Source organism: Rhodococcus sp. DMF-1 (genome assembly GCF_021441945.1).
In the GTDB taxonomy this organism is placed as follows: domain Bacteria; phylum Actinomycetota; class Actinomycetes; order Mycobacteriales; family Mycobacteriaceae; genus Rhodococcus; species Rhodococcus ruber.
The window spans coordinates 2,606,447-2,622,485 of the sequence record NZ_CP090442.1 but is presented as its reverse complement, the minus strand read 5'-3'; the positions used below and the strand labels follow the sequence as shown (position 1 = coordinate 2,622,485).

Here is a 16,039-nt window from a genome sequence, read left to right as displayed (position 1 = left end):
GCCTTGACCGGGTCACGGTTTTCCGCGGCTCGGAACGAGATCGAGTGACAGTCGCGGATCGAGCCTGACGGCCTGGTCGCGGCCACATGCAAGACGGAAGCAGTACCTCCCTGTACCCGTACGGGTACATCCGGCAGGTCGGTCCGTGGTGTCGAGCATCGGTTCGACGCTGCGGAGCGAGCAGTAGGGCGACACGCCCGACCGCGTGTGCCGGAGAACAATGACAGATGAACAGCGGCATGCGGATCGGGTGCGCCCGGTCACGAGGTGTGGAGAGTGCTGTTCGCCGTCGCCGTTCGGGCGGAACTGTGCAGACGAGGTGGTTCCCGATTCGCTCGGGTGCTACGAAACGCGGCAAGAAAAGGACACATAAGCGTGGCGGGACAAAAGATCCGCATCAGGCTCAAGGCCTATGACCATGAGGCGATCGACGCATCTGCGCGCAAGATCGTCGAGACGGTGACCCGTACGGGCGCTCGCGTGGTCGGCCCGGTGCCGTTGCCCACCGAAAAGAACGTGTACTGCGTCATCCGCTCGCCGCACAAGTACAAGGACTCGCGCGAGCACTTCGAGATGCGGACTCACAAGCGGCTGATCGACATCCTCGACCCGACGCCCAAGACCGTCGACGCGCTCATGCGCATCGACCTCCCGGCGAGCGTCGACGTCAACATTCAGTGACTTTCGAGACCAGCGAGCTTGTAGAAGACGCAGCGGAGACAACACATGACTAACCAGATCAAGGGAATCCTGGGCACCAAGCTCGGCATGACCCAGGTCTTCGACGAGAACAACCGGGTCGTTCCGGTCACCGTCGTCAAGGCCGGACCGAACGTGGTCACCCAGATCCGTACCGAGGAGCGCGACGGCTACAGCGCCGTGCAGCTCGCCTACGGTGCGATCGACCCGCGCAAGGTCACCAAGCCGGTCGCCGGCCAGTTCGCGAAGGCGGGCGTCACTCCTCGGCGCCACATCGTCGAGCTGCGTGTCGACGACACCGACGGCATCGAGATCGGCCAGGAGCTCACCGCCGAGGTCTTCGAGGACGGCGCATTCGTCGACGTCACCGGCACCTCCAAGGGCAAGGGCTTCGCCGGCACCATGAAGCGTCACGGCTTCGCCGGTCAGGGCGCCTCGCACGGTGCGCAGGCTGTGCACCGTCGTCCGGGCTCCATCGGTGGCTGCGCCACGCCGGGCCGCGTGTTCAAGGGAACCCGCATGTCCGGGCGTATGGGTAGCGACCGCGTCACGACGCAGAACCTCTCGGTCCACAAGGTGGACGCCGAGAACGGCCTGCTGCTGATCAAGGGTGCGATCCCGGGCCGCAAGGGCGGCGTCGTGATCGTCAAGACCGCAGTGAAGGGTGGTGCACGGGCATGACCAGCACCGAGACCGCAACCAAGCTGACGCTCGACGTCAAGGCCCCCGGCGGCCAGACCAACGGCACCGTCGATCTCCCCGCCGAGATCTTCGACGCCCCCGCGAACATCGCGCTGCTCCACCAGGTGGTCGTCGCGCAGCTCGCCGCGGCTCGCCAGGGCACGCACGCCACCAAGACCCGCGGCGAGGTCCGCGGCGGTGGCAGGAAGCCGTACCGCCAGAAGGGCACCGGCCGCGCCCGCCAGGGCTCGACCCGCGCGCCGCAGTTCGCCGGCGGTGGCACCGTCCACGGCCCGCAGCCGCGCGACTACAGCCAGCGCACGCCCAAGAAGATGAAGGCTGCCGCCCTCCGCGGCGCCCTCTCCGACCGGGCTCGCAACGAGCGCATCCACGTGATCACCGAGCTCGTCGCCGGGCAGGCGCCGTCCACCAAGGGCGCGCGTACCTTCCTCGCGGAGCTGACCGATCGCAAGAACCTGCTCCTCGTCGTCGGCCGTGAGGATCTCGCGGCGTGGAAGAGCGTGCAGAACCTGCAGAACGTGCACGCGATCGCTCCGGACCAGCTGAACACCTACGACGTGCTCTACAGCGACGACGTCGTGTTCAGCGTCGAGGCGCTCAACGCGTTCATCCACGGGCCGGCCGAGTCCGCCCAGGCAGAGAAGGAGGAGAGCAAGTGAGCACGATCGCGGATCCGCGCGACATCCTGCTGGCTCCGGTCATCTCCGAGAAGTCCTACGGGCTGATGGAGGAGGGCACCTACACCTTCCTGGTGCACCCGGACTCGAACAAGACGCAGATCAAGATTGCCGTCGAGAAGGTCTTCGGCGTCAAGGTGACCAGCGTCAACACCGCCAACCGTCAGGGCAAGCGCAAGCGGACCCGGTTCGGTTACGGCAAGCGCAAGGACACCAAGCGCGCGCTCGTGACCCTGTCGGCCGACAGCAAGCCCATCGAGATCTTCGGAGGGCCGGTCGCCTAGGCGGCCGGGACTCGAGAGATAGAGGACGAGAAGACTCATGGCAATTCGCAAGTACAAGCCGACAACCCCGGGTCGGCGCGGCGCGAGTGTCTCGGACTTCGCCGAGATCACCCGCTCGACGCCCGAGAAGTCGCTGGTTCGCCCGCTGCACGGCCGCGGTGGCCGCAACGCGCACGGCCGCATCACCACCCGGCACAAGGGTGGCGGACACAAGCGTGCCTACCGCCTGATCGACTTCCGCCGCAACGACAAGGACGGCATCCCGGCCAAGGTCGCTCACATCGAGTACGACCCCAACCGCACCGCCCGCATCGCCCTGCTGCACTACGTGGACGGCGAGAAGCGCTACATCATCGCCCCCAAGGGCCTGGTGCAGGGTGCTCCGGTCGAGTCCGGCCCGCAGGCCGACATCAAGCCCGGCAACAACCTGCCGCTGCGCAACATCCCGACCGGTACCACCATCCACGCGGTGGAACTGCGTCCGGGCGGCGGCGCCAAGATGGCCCGCTCCGCCGGCGCCAGCATCCAGCTGCTCGGTAAGGAAGGCACCTACGCCACCCTGCGTATGCCCTCCGGCGAGATCCGTCGCGTCGACGTGCGCTGCCGCGCCACCGTCGGCGAGGTCGGCAACGCCGAGCAGTCGAACATCAACTGGGGCAAGGCCGGCCGCATGCGCTGGAAGGGCAAGCGCCCGACCGTCCGTGGTGTGGTCATGAACCCGGTCGACCACCCGCACGGCGGTGGTGAGGGCAAGACCTCCGGTGGTCGCCACCCGGTCAGCCCGTGGGGCAAGCCCGAGGGCCGCACCCGCAAGAACAAGGCGTCCGACAAGCTCATCGTCCGTCGTCGCCGTACCGGCAAGAAGCGCTAGTCAAGGAGGGAGTTAGAGAATGCCACGCAGCCTCAAGAAGGGTCCGTTCGTCGACGACCACCTCCTGGCGAAGGTCGATACGCAGAACGAAAAGGGCACCAAGCAGGTCATCAAGACCTGGTCGCGCCGTTCCACCATTCTGCCCGACTTCATCGGTCACACGTTCGCCGTCCACGACGGTCGCAAGCACGTGCCGGTGTTCGTCTCGGAGTCGATGGTCGGCCACAAGCTCGGCGAGTTCGCGCCGACCCGTACGTTCAAGGGCCACATCAAGGACGACCGGAAGAGCAAGCGTCGATGAGCACTGAAACCACAAACAAGAGCGCTCGGGCTGTTGCGCGCCACGTGCGTGTGACCCCGATGAAGGCGCGTCGCGTCGTCGACATCGTCCGGGGCAAGACCGTGGACGAGGCTCTGTCGATCCTGAAGTTCGCGCCGCAGTCCGCGGCCGAGCCGGTCGCCAAGGTGATCGCGAGCGCCGCCGCGAACGCGCAGAACAATCTGGACCTCGACCCGAGCACGCTCGTCGTCGCCACGGCGTACGTCGACGAGGGCGCGACCCTCAAGCGGTTCCAGCCGCGTGCCCAGGGCCGTGCATTCCGCATCCGCAAGCGGACGAGCCACATCACCGTGATCGTCGAGAGCAAGGCGCCTGCGTCTGCTGGAAACCGTAACCGCCGGAAGGGAGCTCAGTAGTGGGCCAGAAGATCAACCCGCACGGCTTCCGTCTGGGCATCACCACCGACTGGAAGTCGCGCTGGTACGCCGACAAGCAGTACGCGGAGTACGTGAAGGAAGACGTCGCGATCCGCAAGTTCCTGGCCACCGGCCTCGAACGCGCCGGCATCGCCAAGGTCGAGATCGAGCGCACCCGTGACCGTGTGCGTGTGGACATCCACACCGCGCGTCCGGGCATCGTCATCGGCCGCCGCGGCGCCGAGGCCGATCGCATCCGCGCCGAGCTCGAGAAGCTGACCGGCAAGCAGGTTCAGCTGAACATCCTCGAGGTCAAGAACGCCGAGTCCGAGGCCCAGCTGGTGGCGCAGGGCGTCGCCGAGCAGCTCTCGAACCGTGTCGCGTTCCGTCGCGCGATGCGCAAGGCCATCCAGTCGGCCATGCGTCAGCCCAACGTCAAGGGCATCCGGGTGCAGTGCTCGGGCCGCCTCGGCGGCGCCGAGATGTCCCGCTCGGAGTTCTACCGCGAAGGCCGCGTCCCGCTGCACACGCTGCGTGCGGACATCGACTACGGCCTGTACGAGGCGAAGACCACCTTCGGCCGCATCGGCGTGAAGGTCTGGATCTACAAGGGTGACATCGTCGGTGGCCGCCGTGAGCTGGCCGCTGCGGCCGCCGCCCCGGCCGACCGCCCCCGTCGCGAGCGTCCGAGCCGTCCCCGTCGTTCCGGTGCCTCGGGCACCACCGCGACGAGCACCGACGCCGGCCGCGCCGCCTCCGCCGATGCACCCGCTCCGACCGAGAATCAGGAGGGCTGACGCATGTTGATCCCACGGCGGGTCAAGCACCGCAAGCAGCACCACCCGAGCCGCTCGGGTGCCGCCAAGGGTGGGACCCAGGTGACCTTCGGTGACTACGGCATCCAGGCTCTCGAGCCGGCCTACATCACCAACCGGCAGATCGAGTCCGCTCGTATCGCCATGACCCGGCACATCAAGCGTGGCGGCAAGATCTGGATCAACATCTTCCCGGATCGCCCCCTCACCAAGAAGCCCGCCGAGACCCGCATGGGTTCCGGTAAGGGTTCGCCCGAGTGGTGGGTCGCGAACGTCAAGCCCGGACGGGTGATGTTCGAGATGAGCTACCCGAACGAGGAGATTGCCCGCGAAGCCCTCCGGCGCGCGATGCACAAGCTCCCGTGCAAGTGCAGGATCGTGACGAGGGAGGAGCAGTTCTGATGGCTACCGGAACCCCCGCCACAGAGCTCCGCGAGCTGACCGAGGAAGAGCTGGTCACCAAGCTCCGCGAGGCGAAGGAAGAGCTGTTCAACCTTCGTTTCCAGATGGCCACCGGCCAGCTGGACAACAACCGCCGGCTGCGCGTCGTGCGCAACGAGATCGCCCGCATCTACACGGTGCTGCGTGAGCGCGAGCTCGGCCTGGCCTCCGGCCCGGATGCGGGTGACGCGGCATGAGTGAGGAAAAGGCAGTGACCCAGAAGGAAGAGCGCGCCAGCCGCAAGGTCCGCATCGGCTACGTCGTCTCCGACAAGATGGAGAAGACGATCGTGGTCGAGCTCGAGGACCGGGTGAAGCACCCGCTGTACGGCAAGATCATCCGCCGTACCACCAAGGTGAAGGCGCACGACGAGAACGGCGTGGCCGGCATCGGCGACCGCGTGCAGCTGATGGAGACCCGTCCGCTGTCCGCGACCAAGCGGTGGCGTCTGGTCGAGGTGCTCGAGAAGGCCAAGTAGGTCCTCCTCGCATCGTCGACGACGATCGAGTACGGCACCCACACCGTTCGCCTCGTGCGCCGGTGCGGGTGCCGTCGGTCGTTCCGGGACGATCCCGGGAACGACACGCCCGGGTCCGGGGTAGGGCGCGACCTCACGGTTCGCGGATTTGCCCTGCATGAGGTATATCGCCTACCCTGGACGGGTTGCCTCACGGGACCCGTGTGTCTTGCGCGCGTGCGCCGTGGGCGACCGACGACCGCGTGCGTCCAGGTCGGAAATCTGACGCACACACCAATCCAGGTCAAGGAGAAGTAAGTGATCCAGCAGGAGTCGCGACTGCGCGTCGCCGACAACACGGGTGCCAAGGAGATCCTCTGCATCCGCGTTCTCGGTGGCTCGTCCCGTCGCTACGCCGGTATCGGTGACATCATCGTCGCCACCGTGAAGGACGCGATCCCCGGTGGCAACGTCAAGCGCGGTGACGTCGTCAAGGCCGTGATCGTGCGCACCGCCAAGGAGCGCCGCCGGCCGGACGGCTCGTACATCAAGTTCGACGAGAACGCCGCCGTCATCATCAAGGGTGACAACGACCCGCGCGGCACCCGCATCTTCGGCCCCGTCGGCCGCGAGCTGCGCGACAAGCGGTTCATGAAGATCGTCTCGCTCGCTCCGGAGGTGCTGTGATGAAGGTGCACAAGGGCGACACCGTGCTCGTCATCTCGGGCAAGGACAAGGGTGCCAAGGGCAAGGTCATCGCGGCCTACCCGAAGGAGAACCGGGTCCTCGTCGAGGGCGTGAACCGGATCAAGAAGCACACGGCGGTCTCGGCCAACGAGCGCGGCGCCTCCTCCGGGGGCATCGTGACGCAGGAGGCCCCGATCCACGTTTCCAACGTCGCTGTCATCGACTCGGACGGCAACCCCACCCGCGTGGGCTACCGGTCCGACGAGGAAACCGGCAAGCGCGTTCGGATTTCCCGGAAGAACGGGAAGGACATCTGACATGACCACCACCGAGAACAAGACCACACCGCGTCTGAAGACCCGGTACCGCGAGGAGATCCGCGACGCGCTGAACGCGGAGTTCGACTACGCGAACGTCATGCAGATCCCCGGCGTCGTGAAGGTCGTCGTCAACATGGGTGTCGGTGACGCCGCCCGCGACGCGAAGCTGATCAACGGCGCCGTCGCCGACCTCGCTCTGATCACCGGTCAGAAGCCGGAGATCCGCAAGGCCCGCAAGTCGATCGCCCAGTTCAAGCTGCGTGAGGGCATGCCGATCGGCGCGCGCGTCACGCTGCGCGGCGACCGCATGTGGGAGTTCCTGGACCGCCTGGTCTCCATCGCGCTGCCCCGTATCCGGGACTTCCGCGGCCTCAACGGCAACCAGTTCGACGGCAACGGCAACTACACGTTCGGCCTGAACGAGCAGTCGATGTTCCACGAGATCGACGTGGACAAGATCGACCGTCCGCGCGGCATGGACATCACCGTCGTCACGACCGCCACCAACAACGAAGAAGGCCGTGCCCTGCTCAAGCACCTCGGCTTCCCGTTCAAGGAGAACTGAGCCCATGGCTAAGAAGGCACTGGTCAACAAGGCCAACAAGAAGCCGAAGTTCGCGGTGCGCGCCTACACCCGCTGCCAGCGCTGCGGGCGCCCCCACTCGGTCTTCCGCAAGTTCGGACTCTGCCGCATCTGCCTGCGTGACATGGCACACCGCGGTCAGCTTCCGGGAGTTCACAAGAGCTCCTGGTGACGTGAACGGTGGGCGACCGCACGGTCGTCCACCGTCACTCCTGTCAGGGGCCGGTCGCAACCGTGTCCGGTCCGCATGAAACCAAGTTCGTCGTAGGCCCACGGCCGGTCCGCGCCGGCGACACGTTCGTCGCCGCTGCCGGTGTTGCATGGGAACCGCAACGAGAAAGGTGAACAGGTCAGCCATGACCATGACCGACCCGATCGCAGACTTCTTGACGCGTCTGCGTAACGCCAACACGGCGTACCACGACGAGGTGAAGCTTCCCCACTCGAAGATCAAGGCGAACATCGCCGAGATCCTCAAGCGTGAGGGCTACATCGCCGACTTCCGCACCGAGGATGCCGAGGTGGGCAAGACCCTCGTCGTCGACCTCAAGTACGGCCCGTCCCGTGAGCGCAGCCTCGCCGGTGTGCGCCGCGTGTCGAAGCCCGGCCTGCGCGTGTACGCGAAATCCACCAACCTGCCCAAGGTCCTGGGCGGCCTCGGCGTGGCGATCATCTCCACGTCCTCCGGCCTGCTCACCGATCGCCAGGCGGCCAAGCAGGGAGTGGGCGGGGAAGTCCTCGCCTACGTCTGGTAAGGGAGGCCACCACAATGTCGCGTATTGGAAAGCTTCCGGTCACCGTCCCCTCGGGCGTCGAGGTGACCATCGACGGCCAGGACGTCGCAGTGAAGGGCCCCAAGGGCAACCTCTCGCTGACCATCGCCGAGCCGATCACCATCGCCAAGGGTGAGGACGGCGCGCTCAACGTGAGCCGTCCGAACGACGAGCGTCGCAGCCGCGCGCTGCACGGTCTGTCGCGCACGCTCGTGCAGAACCTCATCGTGGGTGTCACCGACGGGTACACCACGAAGATGGAGATCCACGGCGTCGGCTACCGCGTCGCGCTCAAGGGCAAGGACCTCGAGTTCTCGCTCGGCTACAGCCACCCGGTCCCGATCGAGGCGCCCGAGGGCATCACGTTCGCGGTCGAGTCGCCGACGAAGTTCTCGATCTCGGGCATCGACAAGCAGAAGGTCGGCCAGATCGCGGCCAACATTCGCCGGCTGCGCAAGTCCGACCCGTACAAGGGCAAGGGCATCCGCTACGAGGGCGAGCAGGTGCGCCGCAAGGTCGGAAAGACGGGTAAGTGATCATGAGCCAGACCGAGAACCAGAAGGCCAAGCGGATTCCGCTCGGCAAGGACGCGTCCACCCGGCGTCGGCTGTCGAAGCAGCGTCGGCACTTCCGTCTGCGCAAGAAGGTCGCCGGCACCGCCGAGCGTCCCCGTCTCGTCGTGAACCGGTCCTCGCGCCACATTCACGCCCAGCTGGTCGACGACCTGACGGGCACCACGCTGGCGGCGGCCTCGACCGTCGAGCCGGACGTGCGTGCGCTCGAGGGCGACAAGAAGGCGCGCGGCGCCAAGGTCGGCCAGCTGCTCGCCGAGCGCGCCAAGGCCGCCGGCGTGGAGGCTGTGGTCTTCGACCGTGGCGGCCACACCTACAGCGGCCGGATCGCGGCCCTCGCAGACGCGGCTCGCGAAAGCGGGTTGAAGTTCTGATGACCATCTCTTCGAACGGAAGGAACGCCTGATGCCGGGACGTCAGCGGCGTGACGGCGGCAACGGCCCCGCCGGACAGAATGGCCCCAACACCGGGGACCAGCGTGGTGGTCGCGACCGCCGCGATCGCGACTCGCGCGGCGGCGGTGCCGCCGAGAAGTCGAACTACATCGAGCGTGTCGTCTCGATCAACCGTGTGTCGAAGGTCGTCAAGGGCGGCCGTCGCTTCAGCTTCACCGCACTGGTGATCGTGGGCGACGGCAACGGCCTGGTCGGCGTCGGCTACGGCAAGGCCAAGGAAGTTCCCGCGGCCATCCAGAAGGGTGTCGAGGAGGCTCGCAAGGGCTTCTTCCGCGTCCCGCTCATCGGCTCCACGATCACGCACCCGGTGCAGGGTGAGGCCGCGGCCGGCGTCGTCATGCTGCGCCCCGCCTCGCCGGGTACCGGTGTGATCGCCGGTGGTGCGGTGCGTGCCGTGCTCGAATGCGCGGGCATCCACGACATCCTGTCGAAGTCGCTCGGCAGCGACAACGCCATCAACGTCGTGCACGCCACCGTGGCCGCCCTCAAGCAGCTGCAGCGCCCCGAGGAAGTCGCGGCTCGCCGCGGTCTGGCCCTCGAGGACGTCGCACCTGCGGGCATGCTGCGCGCCCGGGCACAGGCCGCTGGGAGCGTGAAGTAATGGCAGAGCTGAAGATCACTCAGGTCAAGAGCACCATCGGCGCCAAGTCGAACCAGCGCGACAGCCTGCGCACCCTCGGTCTGCGGAAGATCCGCCAGTCCGTGGTCCGCGAGGACAACGCGCAGAACCGCGGCTTGATCAACGTGGTGCGTCACCTCGTCGTTGTCGAGGAAGTCACTGCTGAGGAGGCCTCCAAGTGACAATCAAGCTGCACCACCTCCGCCCGGCTCCGGGCGCGAAGACGGACAAGACCCGCGTCGGTCGCGGTGAGGGTTCGAAGGGCAAGACCGCCGGTCGCGGTACGAAGGGCACCAAGGCGCGCAAGAACGTCTCGGCGGCCTTCGAGGGTGGCCAGATGCCGCTGCACATGCGGCTGCCGAAGCTCAAGGGCTTCAAGAACGCCTTCCGCACCGAGTACCAGGTCGTCAACGTCGGCGACATCGCCCGTCTCTTCCCCGAGGGGGGACAGGTCGGCGTCGACGAGCTCGTCGCCAAGGGCGCGGTTCGCAAGAACCAGCTCGTGAAGGTCCTCGGCGAGGGCGAGCTCACGGTGGCCGTGCAGGTGACCGCGAACAAGTTCTCCGGCTCCGCCAAGGAGAAGATCACCGCTGCCGGCGGCACCGCGACCGAACTGGCCTGACCGGTTCGCTCGTGCGTGACGCACAGCACACGAACGGCCGCACTGCAGCACGTGCTGCAGTGCGGCCGTTCGGCGTTCCCGCCCTGCCGGACACCGCGCAGTGGCATCCGGCTGCCGCGTGGACGGCCGGCCCCGACCCGGCGCCACGGCACCGGTTCCGGGCGCGCTGCTAGAGTTCAAGAGTTGTCGACCGTCGGACCCCGCGCGTCGATCCACAGTCTCCCGTTTCGCCCTGCCAGGAGGATCTTTGCTTTCCGCCTTCGTCTCGGCCCTCAGGACCCCGGACCTGAGGCGGAAGATCCTCGTCGCGCTCGGGTTGGTGGCCCTGTACCGCCTCGGCGCGACGCTGCCGTCTCCGGGCGTCGACTACGGCAACGTGCGTGCCTGCATCGATCAGCTCAGCGGCGGGGACTCCGCCGGGATCTACTCGCTGATCAACCTGTTCTCCGGTGGCGCCCTGCTGCAGCTGTCGGTGTTCGCGATCGGCATCATGCCGTTCATCACCGCGAGCATCATCGTCCAGCTGCTGACGGTGGTCATTCCGCGCTTCGAGGAGTTGCGCAAGGAAGGCCAGTCGGGGCAGGCCAAGATGACGCAGTACACGCGGTACCTCGCGGTGGCGCTCGCCGTGCTGCAGTCCACCGGCATCGTCGCCCTCGCGGCCCGCGGTCAGCTGTTGCAGGGCTGTTCCGAACCGATCCTGGCCGACGACAGCATCTTCGGCATGGTCGTGATCGTGCTGGTCATGACGGCCGGCGCGGCCCTCGTCATGTGGTTCGGTGAGCTCATCACCGAGCGCGGCGTCGGCAACGGCATGTCGATCCTGATCTTCGCCGGCATCGCCTCGCGGCTGCCGTCCGAGGGTCGCACCATTCTCGAATCCCGCGGCGGGCTGGTCTTCACGATCGTGCTCGTCGTCGCGCTGGTCGTCATCACCGGCGTGGTGTTCGTCGAGCAGGGCCAGCGCCGGATCCCGGTGCAGTACGCCAAGCGGATGGTGGGCCGGCGCATGTACGGCGGGTCCTCGACGTACCTGCCGTTGAAGGTGAACCAGGCCGGCATCATCCCGGTGATCTTCGCGTCGTCGCTGCTGTACCTGCCGAACCTCATCGCGCAGCTGACCGGGGCCACCTCGGCCACCGACCCGAGCTGGTGGCAGCGGATCATCAACGAGTACCTGGTGAATCCGAACAACCCGGTCTACATCGCGATCTACTTCGGGCTGATCGTCTTCTTCGTCTTCTTCTACGTCGCCATCACCTTCAATCCGGAGGAACGGGCCGACGAGATGAAGAAGTACGGCGGCTTCATCCCGGGTATCCGGCCGGGACGCCCCACCGCCGAGTACCTCAGCTACGTCCTCAACCGCATCACGGTGCCAGGTTCGCTGTACCTGGGTCTCATCGCGACGCTGCCCAACTTCTTCCTCTCCGGCAGCCAGACCGCCACCAGCATCTTCGGTGGCGCCGCGGTGCTCATTCTCGTCAGTGTCGCGCTGGACACTGTCAAGCAGATCGAAAGTCAACTCATGCAGCGCAACTACGAAGGGTTCCTCAAGTGAGACTTGTACTCCTCGGTCCGCCCGGTGCCGGCAAGGGCACGCAGGCCGCCATCCTGTCGGAGAAGCTCGGCGTCCCCGCGATCTCCACCGGGGATCTGTTCCGGGCCAACATCGGGCAGGGCACCCCGCTCGGTGTCGAAGCCAAGAAGTACATCGACGCCGGCGAGCTCGTACCCGCCGAGATCACCAACAACATGGTGCGCGCCCGTCTCGCCGAGCCCGACGCCGCCGACGGCTTCCTGCTCGACGGTTTCCCCCGCAGCGTGGAGCAGGCCCGCGAACTCGAGTCCATCCTGAAGGACCTGGACACGAAGCTCGACGGCGTCCTCTCCTTCGACATCGACGAGGACGTCGTGGTCGAGCGGATGCTCGCCCGCGGCCGCGCCGACGACACCGAGGACGTCATCCGCAACCGGCTCCGGGTGTACCGCGAGGAGACGGCGCCGCTGCTCGACTACTACGCCGATGTGCTCGTCACGGTCGATGCCGTCGGCGAGGTCGACGAGATCAACGCCCGCGCCCTCGCGGCTCTCGGCAAGTAAGGACGCAGGAGCAAGACAATGGGTTTCGGGCGCAAGCGCAAGGTGGTTCCGTTCCGCACCGCCGGTGAACTGGATGCGATGGCGGCGGCGGGCGCTGTCGTCGGCGCCGCACTCGTGGCGGTGCGCAAGGCGGCGAAGCCGGGCGTGAGCACCCTGGAACTGGACCAGGTGGCGGAGGCGGTCATCCGTGACGCGGGGGCCGTCCCCTCCTTCCTGGGCTATCACGGGTTCACCGGCTCGATCTGCTCGTCGGTGAACGACCGCGTGGTGCACGGAATCCCCTCGGCGACGGAGATCCTCGCCGAGGGCGATCTCGTGTCGATCGACTGCGGCGCGATCCTCGACGGCTGGCACGGCGACTCGGCGTGGACCTTCGGCGTCGGGGAACTCGCCGCCGCCGACGTCGATCTCAGCGATGCGACACGGCTGTCGATGGAGGCGGGCATCGCGGCGATGCTGCCGGACAACCGGCTCACCGACGTCTCGCACGCCATCGAGACCGGCACCCGCGAGGCGGAGCGGGTACACGGCCGGCACTACGGCATCGTCGACGGATACGGCGGGCACGCCATCGGCCGCGAAATGCACATGGACCCGTTCCTGCCGAACGAGGGCGAGCCCGGGAAGGGCCCCCGCCTCGTGGTGGGATCGGTGCTCGCCATCGAACCGATGCTGACGCTCGGCACCTACGAGACCGAGGTGCTCGACGACAAGTGGACCGTCGTCACGACCGACGGCAGCCGCGCCGCGCACTGGGAGCACACCGTCGCGGTGACCGAGGACGGCCCCCGCATCCTCACCCCGCGCCCGGAGTAGCGCGGCGGTGGCGGCGAGCGAATGCACCGCTCGCTGCCCGAGGAGCCGAACGGGATCGTCGCCCGGGCCGCCGACTCCGGTTCACACCTCGACCAGGAGGGTGACCGGACCGTCGTTCACGAGGCTCACCTCCATGTGCTCCCCGAAGACTCCGGTCTGCACGTCGGCGCCCAGCTCCCGCAGAGCCGCCGCGAACTCGTCCACCAGCGGTTCGGCGACGGCGCGGGGCGCGGCCGCCGACCACGACGGCCGCCGGCTCTTGCGCGTGTCGGCCATGAGCGTGAACTGGCTGACCACGAGGATCGGGGCCGCCAGATCGGACGCCGACTTCTCGTCCTCGAGGATCCGCATCCTCCACACCTTCCGGGCCAGCGTCGCGGCCTTGGCCGCGTCGTCGTCGTGGGTCACCCCGACGAGCACGAGCAGCCCGTGGCCGCCGACCGGGGGTGAGATCCGGGCGACCTCGCGGCCGTCGACCGCGACCGCGGCACCCGTCACCCGCTGAACCAACGCCCGCACGGTTGTCCTCCTGTATGTCGGCATTTGGCCCTGGTGGGAAAGTTCCCGTAACATAGATCGATGGTGCGCCCTGCGCGCCGGTCTGCGGGTGTCCGCAGTCCGGTCACGCCGAGCGTCACGGTAACGGACACCGATGCAACCACACGCCGAACAACACGGATCGCGGAGGATATGGCCAAGAAAGACGGAGCCATCGAGGTCGAGGGTCGCGTGATCGAGCCGCTGCCCAATGCGATGTTTCGCATTGAGCTCGAGAACGGTCACAAGGTCCTGGCTCACATCAGCGGCAAGATGCGTCAGCACTACATTCGCATCCTGCCCGAGGACCGGGTTGTCGTAGAGCTCTCGCCCTACGACCTGTCGCGTGGGCGCATCGTCTACCGCTACAAGTAAGAGCTTCCCCGGCCGCACGGTCGGGGAGAACCATGTCTGCAGCATGCCTCGTGCTCTGCCGCAGGCGTACACACAGGAGATCAGACGCACCGTGAAGGTTCAGCCGAGCGTCAAGAAGATCTGCGAGAAGTGCAAGGTGATCCGGCGTAACGGCCGGGTCATGGTGATCTGCGAGAACCTGCGCCACAAGCAGCGCCAGGGCTAGACCACCCGCTCTTCGAAGGATCGGCTTGGCAACAAGCTAGAGAAGACCTTCCAGTACCAGTCGTTCGGTCACGATTCCCGATTCGTCGGGGAGCCGCGCGATACACCCCCGGTTCGGAGGCCGGGGCCCCACTGTGTTTCGGACTACCGGCGTTCCGGCTTCGGCCGGGCCGCGGGACCACACAGTTTCACGACGCAGGGGACGGGCTGGGAGCAGACCTCCGCACACCGAATAGGAATGCCACATGGCACGTCTCGCAGGTGTCGATCTTCCCCGCGAAAAGCGGATGGAGATCGCACTGACCTACATCTACGGCATCGGCCGTACCCGCTCGAAGGAGATCCTCGAGGCCACCGGCGTGAGCCCGGATCTGCGCAGCAAGGACCTCTCCGACGAGGATCTCGCCAAGCTGCGCGAGTTCATCGAGGAGACCTACAAGGTCGAGGGTGACCTCCGCCGCGAGGTCCAGGCGGACATCCGTCGCAAGATCGAGATCGGCTGCTACCAGGGCCTGCGACACCGTCGTGGTCTGCCCGTGCGTGGACAGCGCACCAAGACCAACGCCCGCACCCGTAAGGGTCCGAAGCGCACCGTCGCAGGAAAGAAGAAGTAATGCCTCCCAAGTCACGCAGCACCGGTCCCAAGAAGACCCAGAAGGCGCGCCGCAGGGACAAGAAGAACGTCCCGCACGGTGCCGCTCACATCAAGAGCACCTTCAACAACACGATCGTGTCCATCACGGACCCGAACGGCAACGTCATCTCCTGGGCGTCCTCCGGCCACGTCGGCTTCAAGGGTTCGCGCAAGTCGACCCCGTTCGCCGCGCAGCTCGCCGCCGAGAACGCTGCCCGCAAGGCGCAGGAGCACGGTGTCAAGAAGGTCGACGTCTTCGTGAAGGGCCCGGGCTCGGGCCGCGAGACGGCGATCCGTTCCCTCCAGGCCGCGGGCCTCGAGGTCGGCACCATCTCCGACGTCACCCCCCAGCCGCACAACGGCTGCCGTCCGCCCAAGCGGCGTCGCGTCTAACGGGAAAGGAAGGTTTGAATCATGGCTCGCTATACCGGTCCCGTTACCCGTAAGTCGCGTCGTCTGCGTGTCGACCTCGTCGGAGGCGACCAGGCGTTCGAGCGTCGCCCCTACCCGCCCGGCCAGCACGGCCGCGCGCGGATCAAGGAGAGCGAATACCTGCTCCAGCTGCAGGAGAAGCAGAAGGCCCGCTTCTCCTACGGCGTGATGGAGAAGCAGTTCCGTCGCTACTACGAGGAGGCCGCCGGCCGGCCCGGCAAGACCGGCGAGGTCCTGCTGACCATCCTCGAGTCGCGTCTGGACAACGTCGTCTACCGTGCCGGTCTCGCCCGGACCCGCCGTCAGGCCCGCCAGCTGGTGAGCCACGGTCACTTCCTGGTGAACGGCAAGAAGGTCGACATCCCCAGCTACCGCGTCTCGCAGTACGACATCATCGACGTCCGCGAGAAGTCGCTGGGCACGCTGCCCTTCCAGGTGGCCCGTGAGACCCAGGGCGATCGTCCGATCCCGGGTTGGCTGCAGGTCGTCGGCCCGCGTCTGCGGGTGCTGGTCCACCAGCTCCCCGAGCGCGCGCAGATCGACATCCCGCTGCAGGAACAGCTGATCGTCGAGTACTACTCGAAGTAAGGCGCTTCGCGCCGTGGTGTCCTTCCGGTCCTCCGAGGTCCGGGGGGACACCACATCCCGACCAGGGCGTCATATGG

Annotated in this window: 30 protein-coding genes; 29 read left to right on the top strand and 1 reads right to left on the bottom strand. The window is 67.0% G+C overall.

Going from position 1 to position 16,039, the window contains the following annotated elements:
* Positions 1-375 precede the first annotated feature (375 nt).
* From rpsJ to map, 24 genes are all read left to right on the top strand, one after another.
* A complete protein-coding gene (rpsJ, locus tag LZP97_RS12205; RefSeq protein ID WP_003938093.1) occupies positions 376-681 on the top strand; it encodes a 30S ribosomal protein S10 in 306 nt (101 codons plus the stop codon).
* Between the two features lie 45 nt (positions 682-726).
* The gene (rplC, locus tag LZP97_RS12200) at positions 727-1,380 is read left to right on the top strand and encodes a 50S ribosomal protein L3 (protein WP_003938092.1); all 654 of its coding nucleotides are present in this window, start codon (positions 727-729) and stop codon (positions 1,378-1,380) included.
* Positions 1,377-2,060 carry a 50S ribosomal protein L4 gene (rplD, locus tag LZP97_RS12195; protein WP_003938091.1) on the top strand — a complete coding sequence of 228 codons (684 nt, stop codon included), beginning with the start codon at positions 1,377-1,379 and terminating at the stop codon, positions 2,058-2,060. Before rplC ends, rplD begins: the two co-directional genes overlap by 4 nt.
* Positions 2,057-2,362: a 50S ribosomal protein L23 gene (rplW, locus tag LZP97_RS12190; protein WP_003938090.1), complete on the top strand. Its 306-nt coding sequence runs from the start codon at positions 2,057-2,059 to the stop codon at positions 2,360-2,362. The genes rplD and rplW overlap by 4 nt, the downstream gene beginning before the upstream one ends.
* Before the next feature lie 37 nt (positions 2,363-2,399).
* Entirely contained in the window at positions 2,400-3,233 is an 834-nt protein-coding gene (gene rplB, locus LZP97_RS12185; protein WP_003938089.1) for a 50S ribosomal protein L2, read from the top strand.
* Positions 3,234-3,252: 19 nt separating this feature from the next.
* On the top strand, positions 3,253-3,534 hold the full coding sequence (rpsS, locus tag LZP97_RS12180) for a 30S ribosomal protein S19 (protein ID WP_003938088.1): 282 nt from the start codon (positions 3,253-3,255) through the stop codon (positions 3,532-3,534).
* On the top strand, positions 3,531-3,929 hold the full coding sequence (gene rplV, locus LZP97_RS12175) for a 50S ribosomal protein L22 (RefSeq protein ID WP_026137933.1): 399 nt from the start codon (positions 3,531-3,533) through the stop codon (positions 3,927-3,929). The genes rpsS and rplV overlap by 4 nt, the downstream gene beginning before the upstream one ends.
* The gene (rpsC, locus tag LZP97_RS12170; protein WP_003938086.1) at positions 3,929-4,726 is read left to right on the top strand and encodes a 30S ribosomal protein S3; all 798 of its coding nucleotides are present in this window, start codon (positions 3,929-3,931) and stop codon (positions 4,724-4,726) included. The genes rplV and rpsC overlap by 1 nt, the downstream gene beginning before the upstream one ends.
* Positions 4,727-4,729: 3 nt before the next feature.
* Positions 4,730-5,146, top strand: a complete 417-nt coding sequence (gene rplP / locus LZP97_RS12165; RefSeq protein ID WP_006947154.1) for a 50S ribosomal protein L16 — start codon at positions 4,730-4,732, stop codon at positions 5,144-5,146.
* A complete protein-coding gene (gene rpmC / locus LZP97_RS12160; protein ID WP_003938084.1) occupies positions 5,146-5,382 on the top strand; it encodes a 50S ribosomal protein L29 in 237 nt (78 codons plus the stop codon). Before rplP ends, rpmC begins: the two co-directional genes overlap by 1 nt.
* On the top strand, positions 5,379-5,663 hold the full coding sequence (gene rpsQ / locus LZP97_RS12155; protein WP_026137932.1) for a 30S ribosomal protein S17: 285 nt from the start codon (positions 5,379-5,381) through the stop codon (positions 5,661-5,663). The genes rpmC and rpsQ overlap by 4 nt, the downstream gene beginning before the upstream one ends.
* A gap of 297 nt (positions 5,664-5,960) precedes the next feature.
* Positions 5,961-6,329, top strand: a complete 369-nt coding sequence (gene rplN, locus LZP97_RS12150) for a 50S ribosomal protein L14 (RefSeq protein ID WP_003938082.1) — start codon at positions 5,961-5,963, stop codon at positions 6,327-6,329.
* Entirely contained in the window at positions 6,329-6,646 is a 318-nt protein-coding gene (gene rplX, locus LZP97_RS12145) for a 50S ribosomal protein L24 (RefSeq protein ID WP_010595602.1), read from the top strand. The genes rplN and rplX overlap by 1 nt, the downstream gene beginning before the upstream one ends.
* A 1-nt stretch (position 6,647) precedes the next feature.
* The gene (gene rplE / locus LZP97_RS12140; protein WP_003938080.1) at positions 6,648-7,214 is read left to right on the top strand and encodes a 50S ribosomal protein L5; all 567 of its coding nucleotides are present in this window, start codon (positions 6,648-6,650) and stop codon (positions 7,212-7,214) included.
* A gap of 4 nt (positions 7,215-7,218) precedes the next feature.
* The gene (locus LZP97_RS12135) at positions 7,219-7,404 is read left to right on the top strand and encodes a type Z 30S ribosomal protein S14 (RefSeq protein WP_003938079.1); all 186 of its coding nucleotides are present in this window, start codon (positions 7,219-7,221) and stop codon (positions 7,402-7,404) included.
* Positions 7,405-7,588: 184 nt separating this feature from the next.
* Positions 7,589-7,987: a 30S ribosomal protein S8 gene (rpsH, locus tag LZP97_RS12130; RefSeq protein WP_017681442.1), complete on the top strand. Its 399-nt coding sequence runs from the start codon at positions 7,589-7,591 to the stop codon at positions 7,985-7,987.
* A gap of 14 nt (positions 7,988-8,001) precedes the next feature.
* On the top strand, positions 8,002-8,541 hold the full coding sequence (gene rplF / locus LZP97_RS12125; RefSeq protein ID WP_040272340.1) for a 50S ribosomal protein L6: 540 nt from the start codon (positions 8,002-8,004) through the stop codon (positions 8,539-8,541).
* A 2-nt stretch (positions 8,542-8,543) separates the two neighbouring features.
* A complete protein-coding gene (gene rplR, locus LZP97_RS12120; protein WP_010595600.1) occupies positions 8,544-8,951 on the top strand; it encodes a 50S ribosomal protein L18 in 408 nt (135 codons plus the stop codon).
* 31 nt (positions 8,952-8,982) lie between these two features.
* Positions 8,983-9,633 (top strand): 30S ribosomal protein S5, encoded by a 651-nt coding sequence (gene rpsE, locus LZP97_RS12115; RefSeq protein WP_003938075.1) that lies wholly within the window; start codon positions 8,983-8,985, stop codon positions 9,631-9,633.
* On the top strand, positions 9,633-9,833 hold the full coding sequence (gene rpmD / locus LZP97_RS12110; protein WP_006947165.1) for a 50S ribosomal protein L30: 201 nt from the start codon (positions 9,633-9,635) through the stop codon (positions 9,831-9,833). Before rpsE ends, rpmD begins: the two co-directional genes overlap by 1 nt.
* Positions 9,830-10,273, top strand: a complete 444-nt coding sequence (gene rplO / locus LZP97_RS12105; RefSeq protein WP_003938073.1) for a 50S ribosomal protein L15 — start codon at positions 9,830-9,832, stop codon at positions 10,271-10,273. The genes rpmD and rplO overlap by 4 nt, the downstream gene beginning before the upstream one ends.
* A gap of 247 nt (positions 10,274-10,520) precedes the next feature.
* Complete coding sequence (gene secY / locus LZP97_RS12100) at positions 10,521-11,834, top strand: preprotein translocase subunit SecY (protein WP_010595599.1); 1,314 nt, start codon at positions 10,521-10,523, stop codon at positions 11,832-11,834.
* Positions 11,831-12,376: an adenylate kinase gene (locus LZP97_RS12095; protein WP_010595598.1), complete on the top strand. Its 546-nt coding sequence runs from the start codon at positions 11,831-11,833 to the stop codon at positions 12,374-12,376. Before secY ends, LZP97_RS12095 begins: the two co-directional genes overlap by 4 nt.
* An 18-nt stretch (positions 12,377-12,394) precedes the next feature.
* Positions 12,395-13,192 carry a type I methionyl aminopeptidase gene (gene map / locus LZP97_RS12090; protein ID WP_010595597.1) on the top strand — a complete coding sequence of 266 codons (798 nt, stop codon included), beginning with the start codon at positions 12,395-12,397 and terminating at the stop codon, positions 13,190-13,192.
* A gap of 81 nt (positions 13,193-13,273) precedes the next feature.
* On the opposite strand, the gene dtd is transcribed toward map, so the two are convergent.
* The gene (gene dtd / locus LZP97_RS12085) at positions 13,274-13,711 is read right to left on the bottom strand and encodes a D-aminoacyl-tRNA deacylase (RefSeq protein ID WP_048773486.1); all 438 of its coding nucleotides are present in this window, start codon (positions 13,709-13,711) and stop codon (positions 13,274-13,276) included.
* A gap of 171 nt (positions 13,712-13,882) precedes the next feature.
* Between dtd and infA the strand changes: the two genes are divergently transcribed.
* The 5 genes from infA (at position 13,883) to rpsD (ending at position 15,962) form a co-directional block, all read left to right on the top strand.
* Positions 13,883-14,104, top strand: coding sequence for a translation initiation factor IF-1 (gene infA, locus LZP97_RS12080; protein ID WP_003886926.1), 222 nt, complete (start codon positions 13,883-13,885; stop codon positions 14,102-14,104).
* 91 nt (positions 14,105-14,195) lie between these two features.
* On the top strand, positions 14,196-14,309 hold the full coding sequence (rpmJ, locus tag LZP97_RS12075) for a 50S ribosomal protein L36 (RefSeq protein WP_003938068.1): 114 nt from the start codon (positions 14,196-14,198) through the stop codon (positions 14,307-14,309).
* A 244-nt stretch (positions 14,310-14,553) separates the two neighbouring features.
* Complete coding sequence (rpsM, locus tag LZP97_RS12070; RefSeq protein ID WP_003938067.1) at positions 14,554-14,922, top strand: 30S ribosomal protein S13; 369 nt, start codon at positions 14,554-14,556, stop codon at positions 14,920-14,922.
* Positions 14,922-15,335: a 30S ribosomal protein S11 gene (rpsK, locus tag LZP97_RS12065; protein WP_003938066.1), complete on the top strand. Its 414-nt coding sequence runs from the start codon at positions 14,922-14,924 to the stop codon at positions 15,333-15,335. The genes rpsM and rpsK overlap by 1 nt, the downstream gene beginning before the upstream one ends.
* A gap of 21 nt (positions 15,336-15,356) precedes the next feature.
* Positions 15,357-15,962, top strand: coding sequence for a 30S ribosomal protein S4 (gene rpsD / locus LZP97_RS12060; RefSeq protein WP_003938065.1), 606 nt, complete (start codon positions 15,357-15,359; stop codon positions 15,960-15,962).
* The last annotated feature ends 77 nt before the right edge of the window (positions 15,963-16,039 follow it).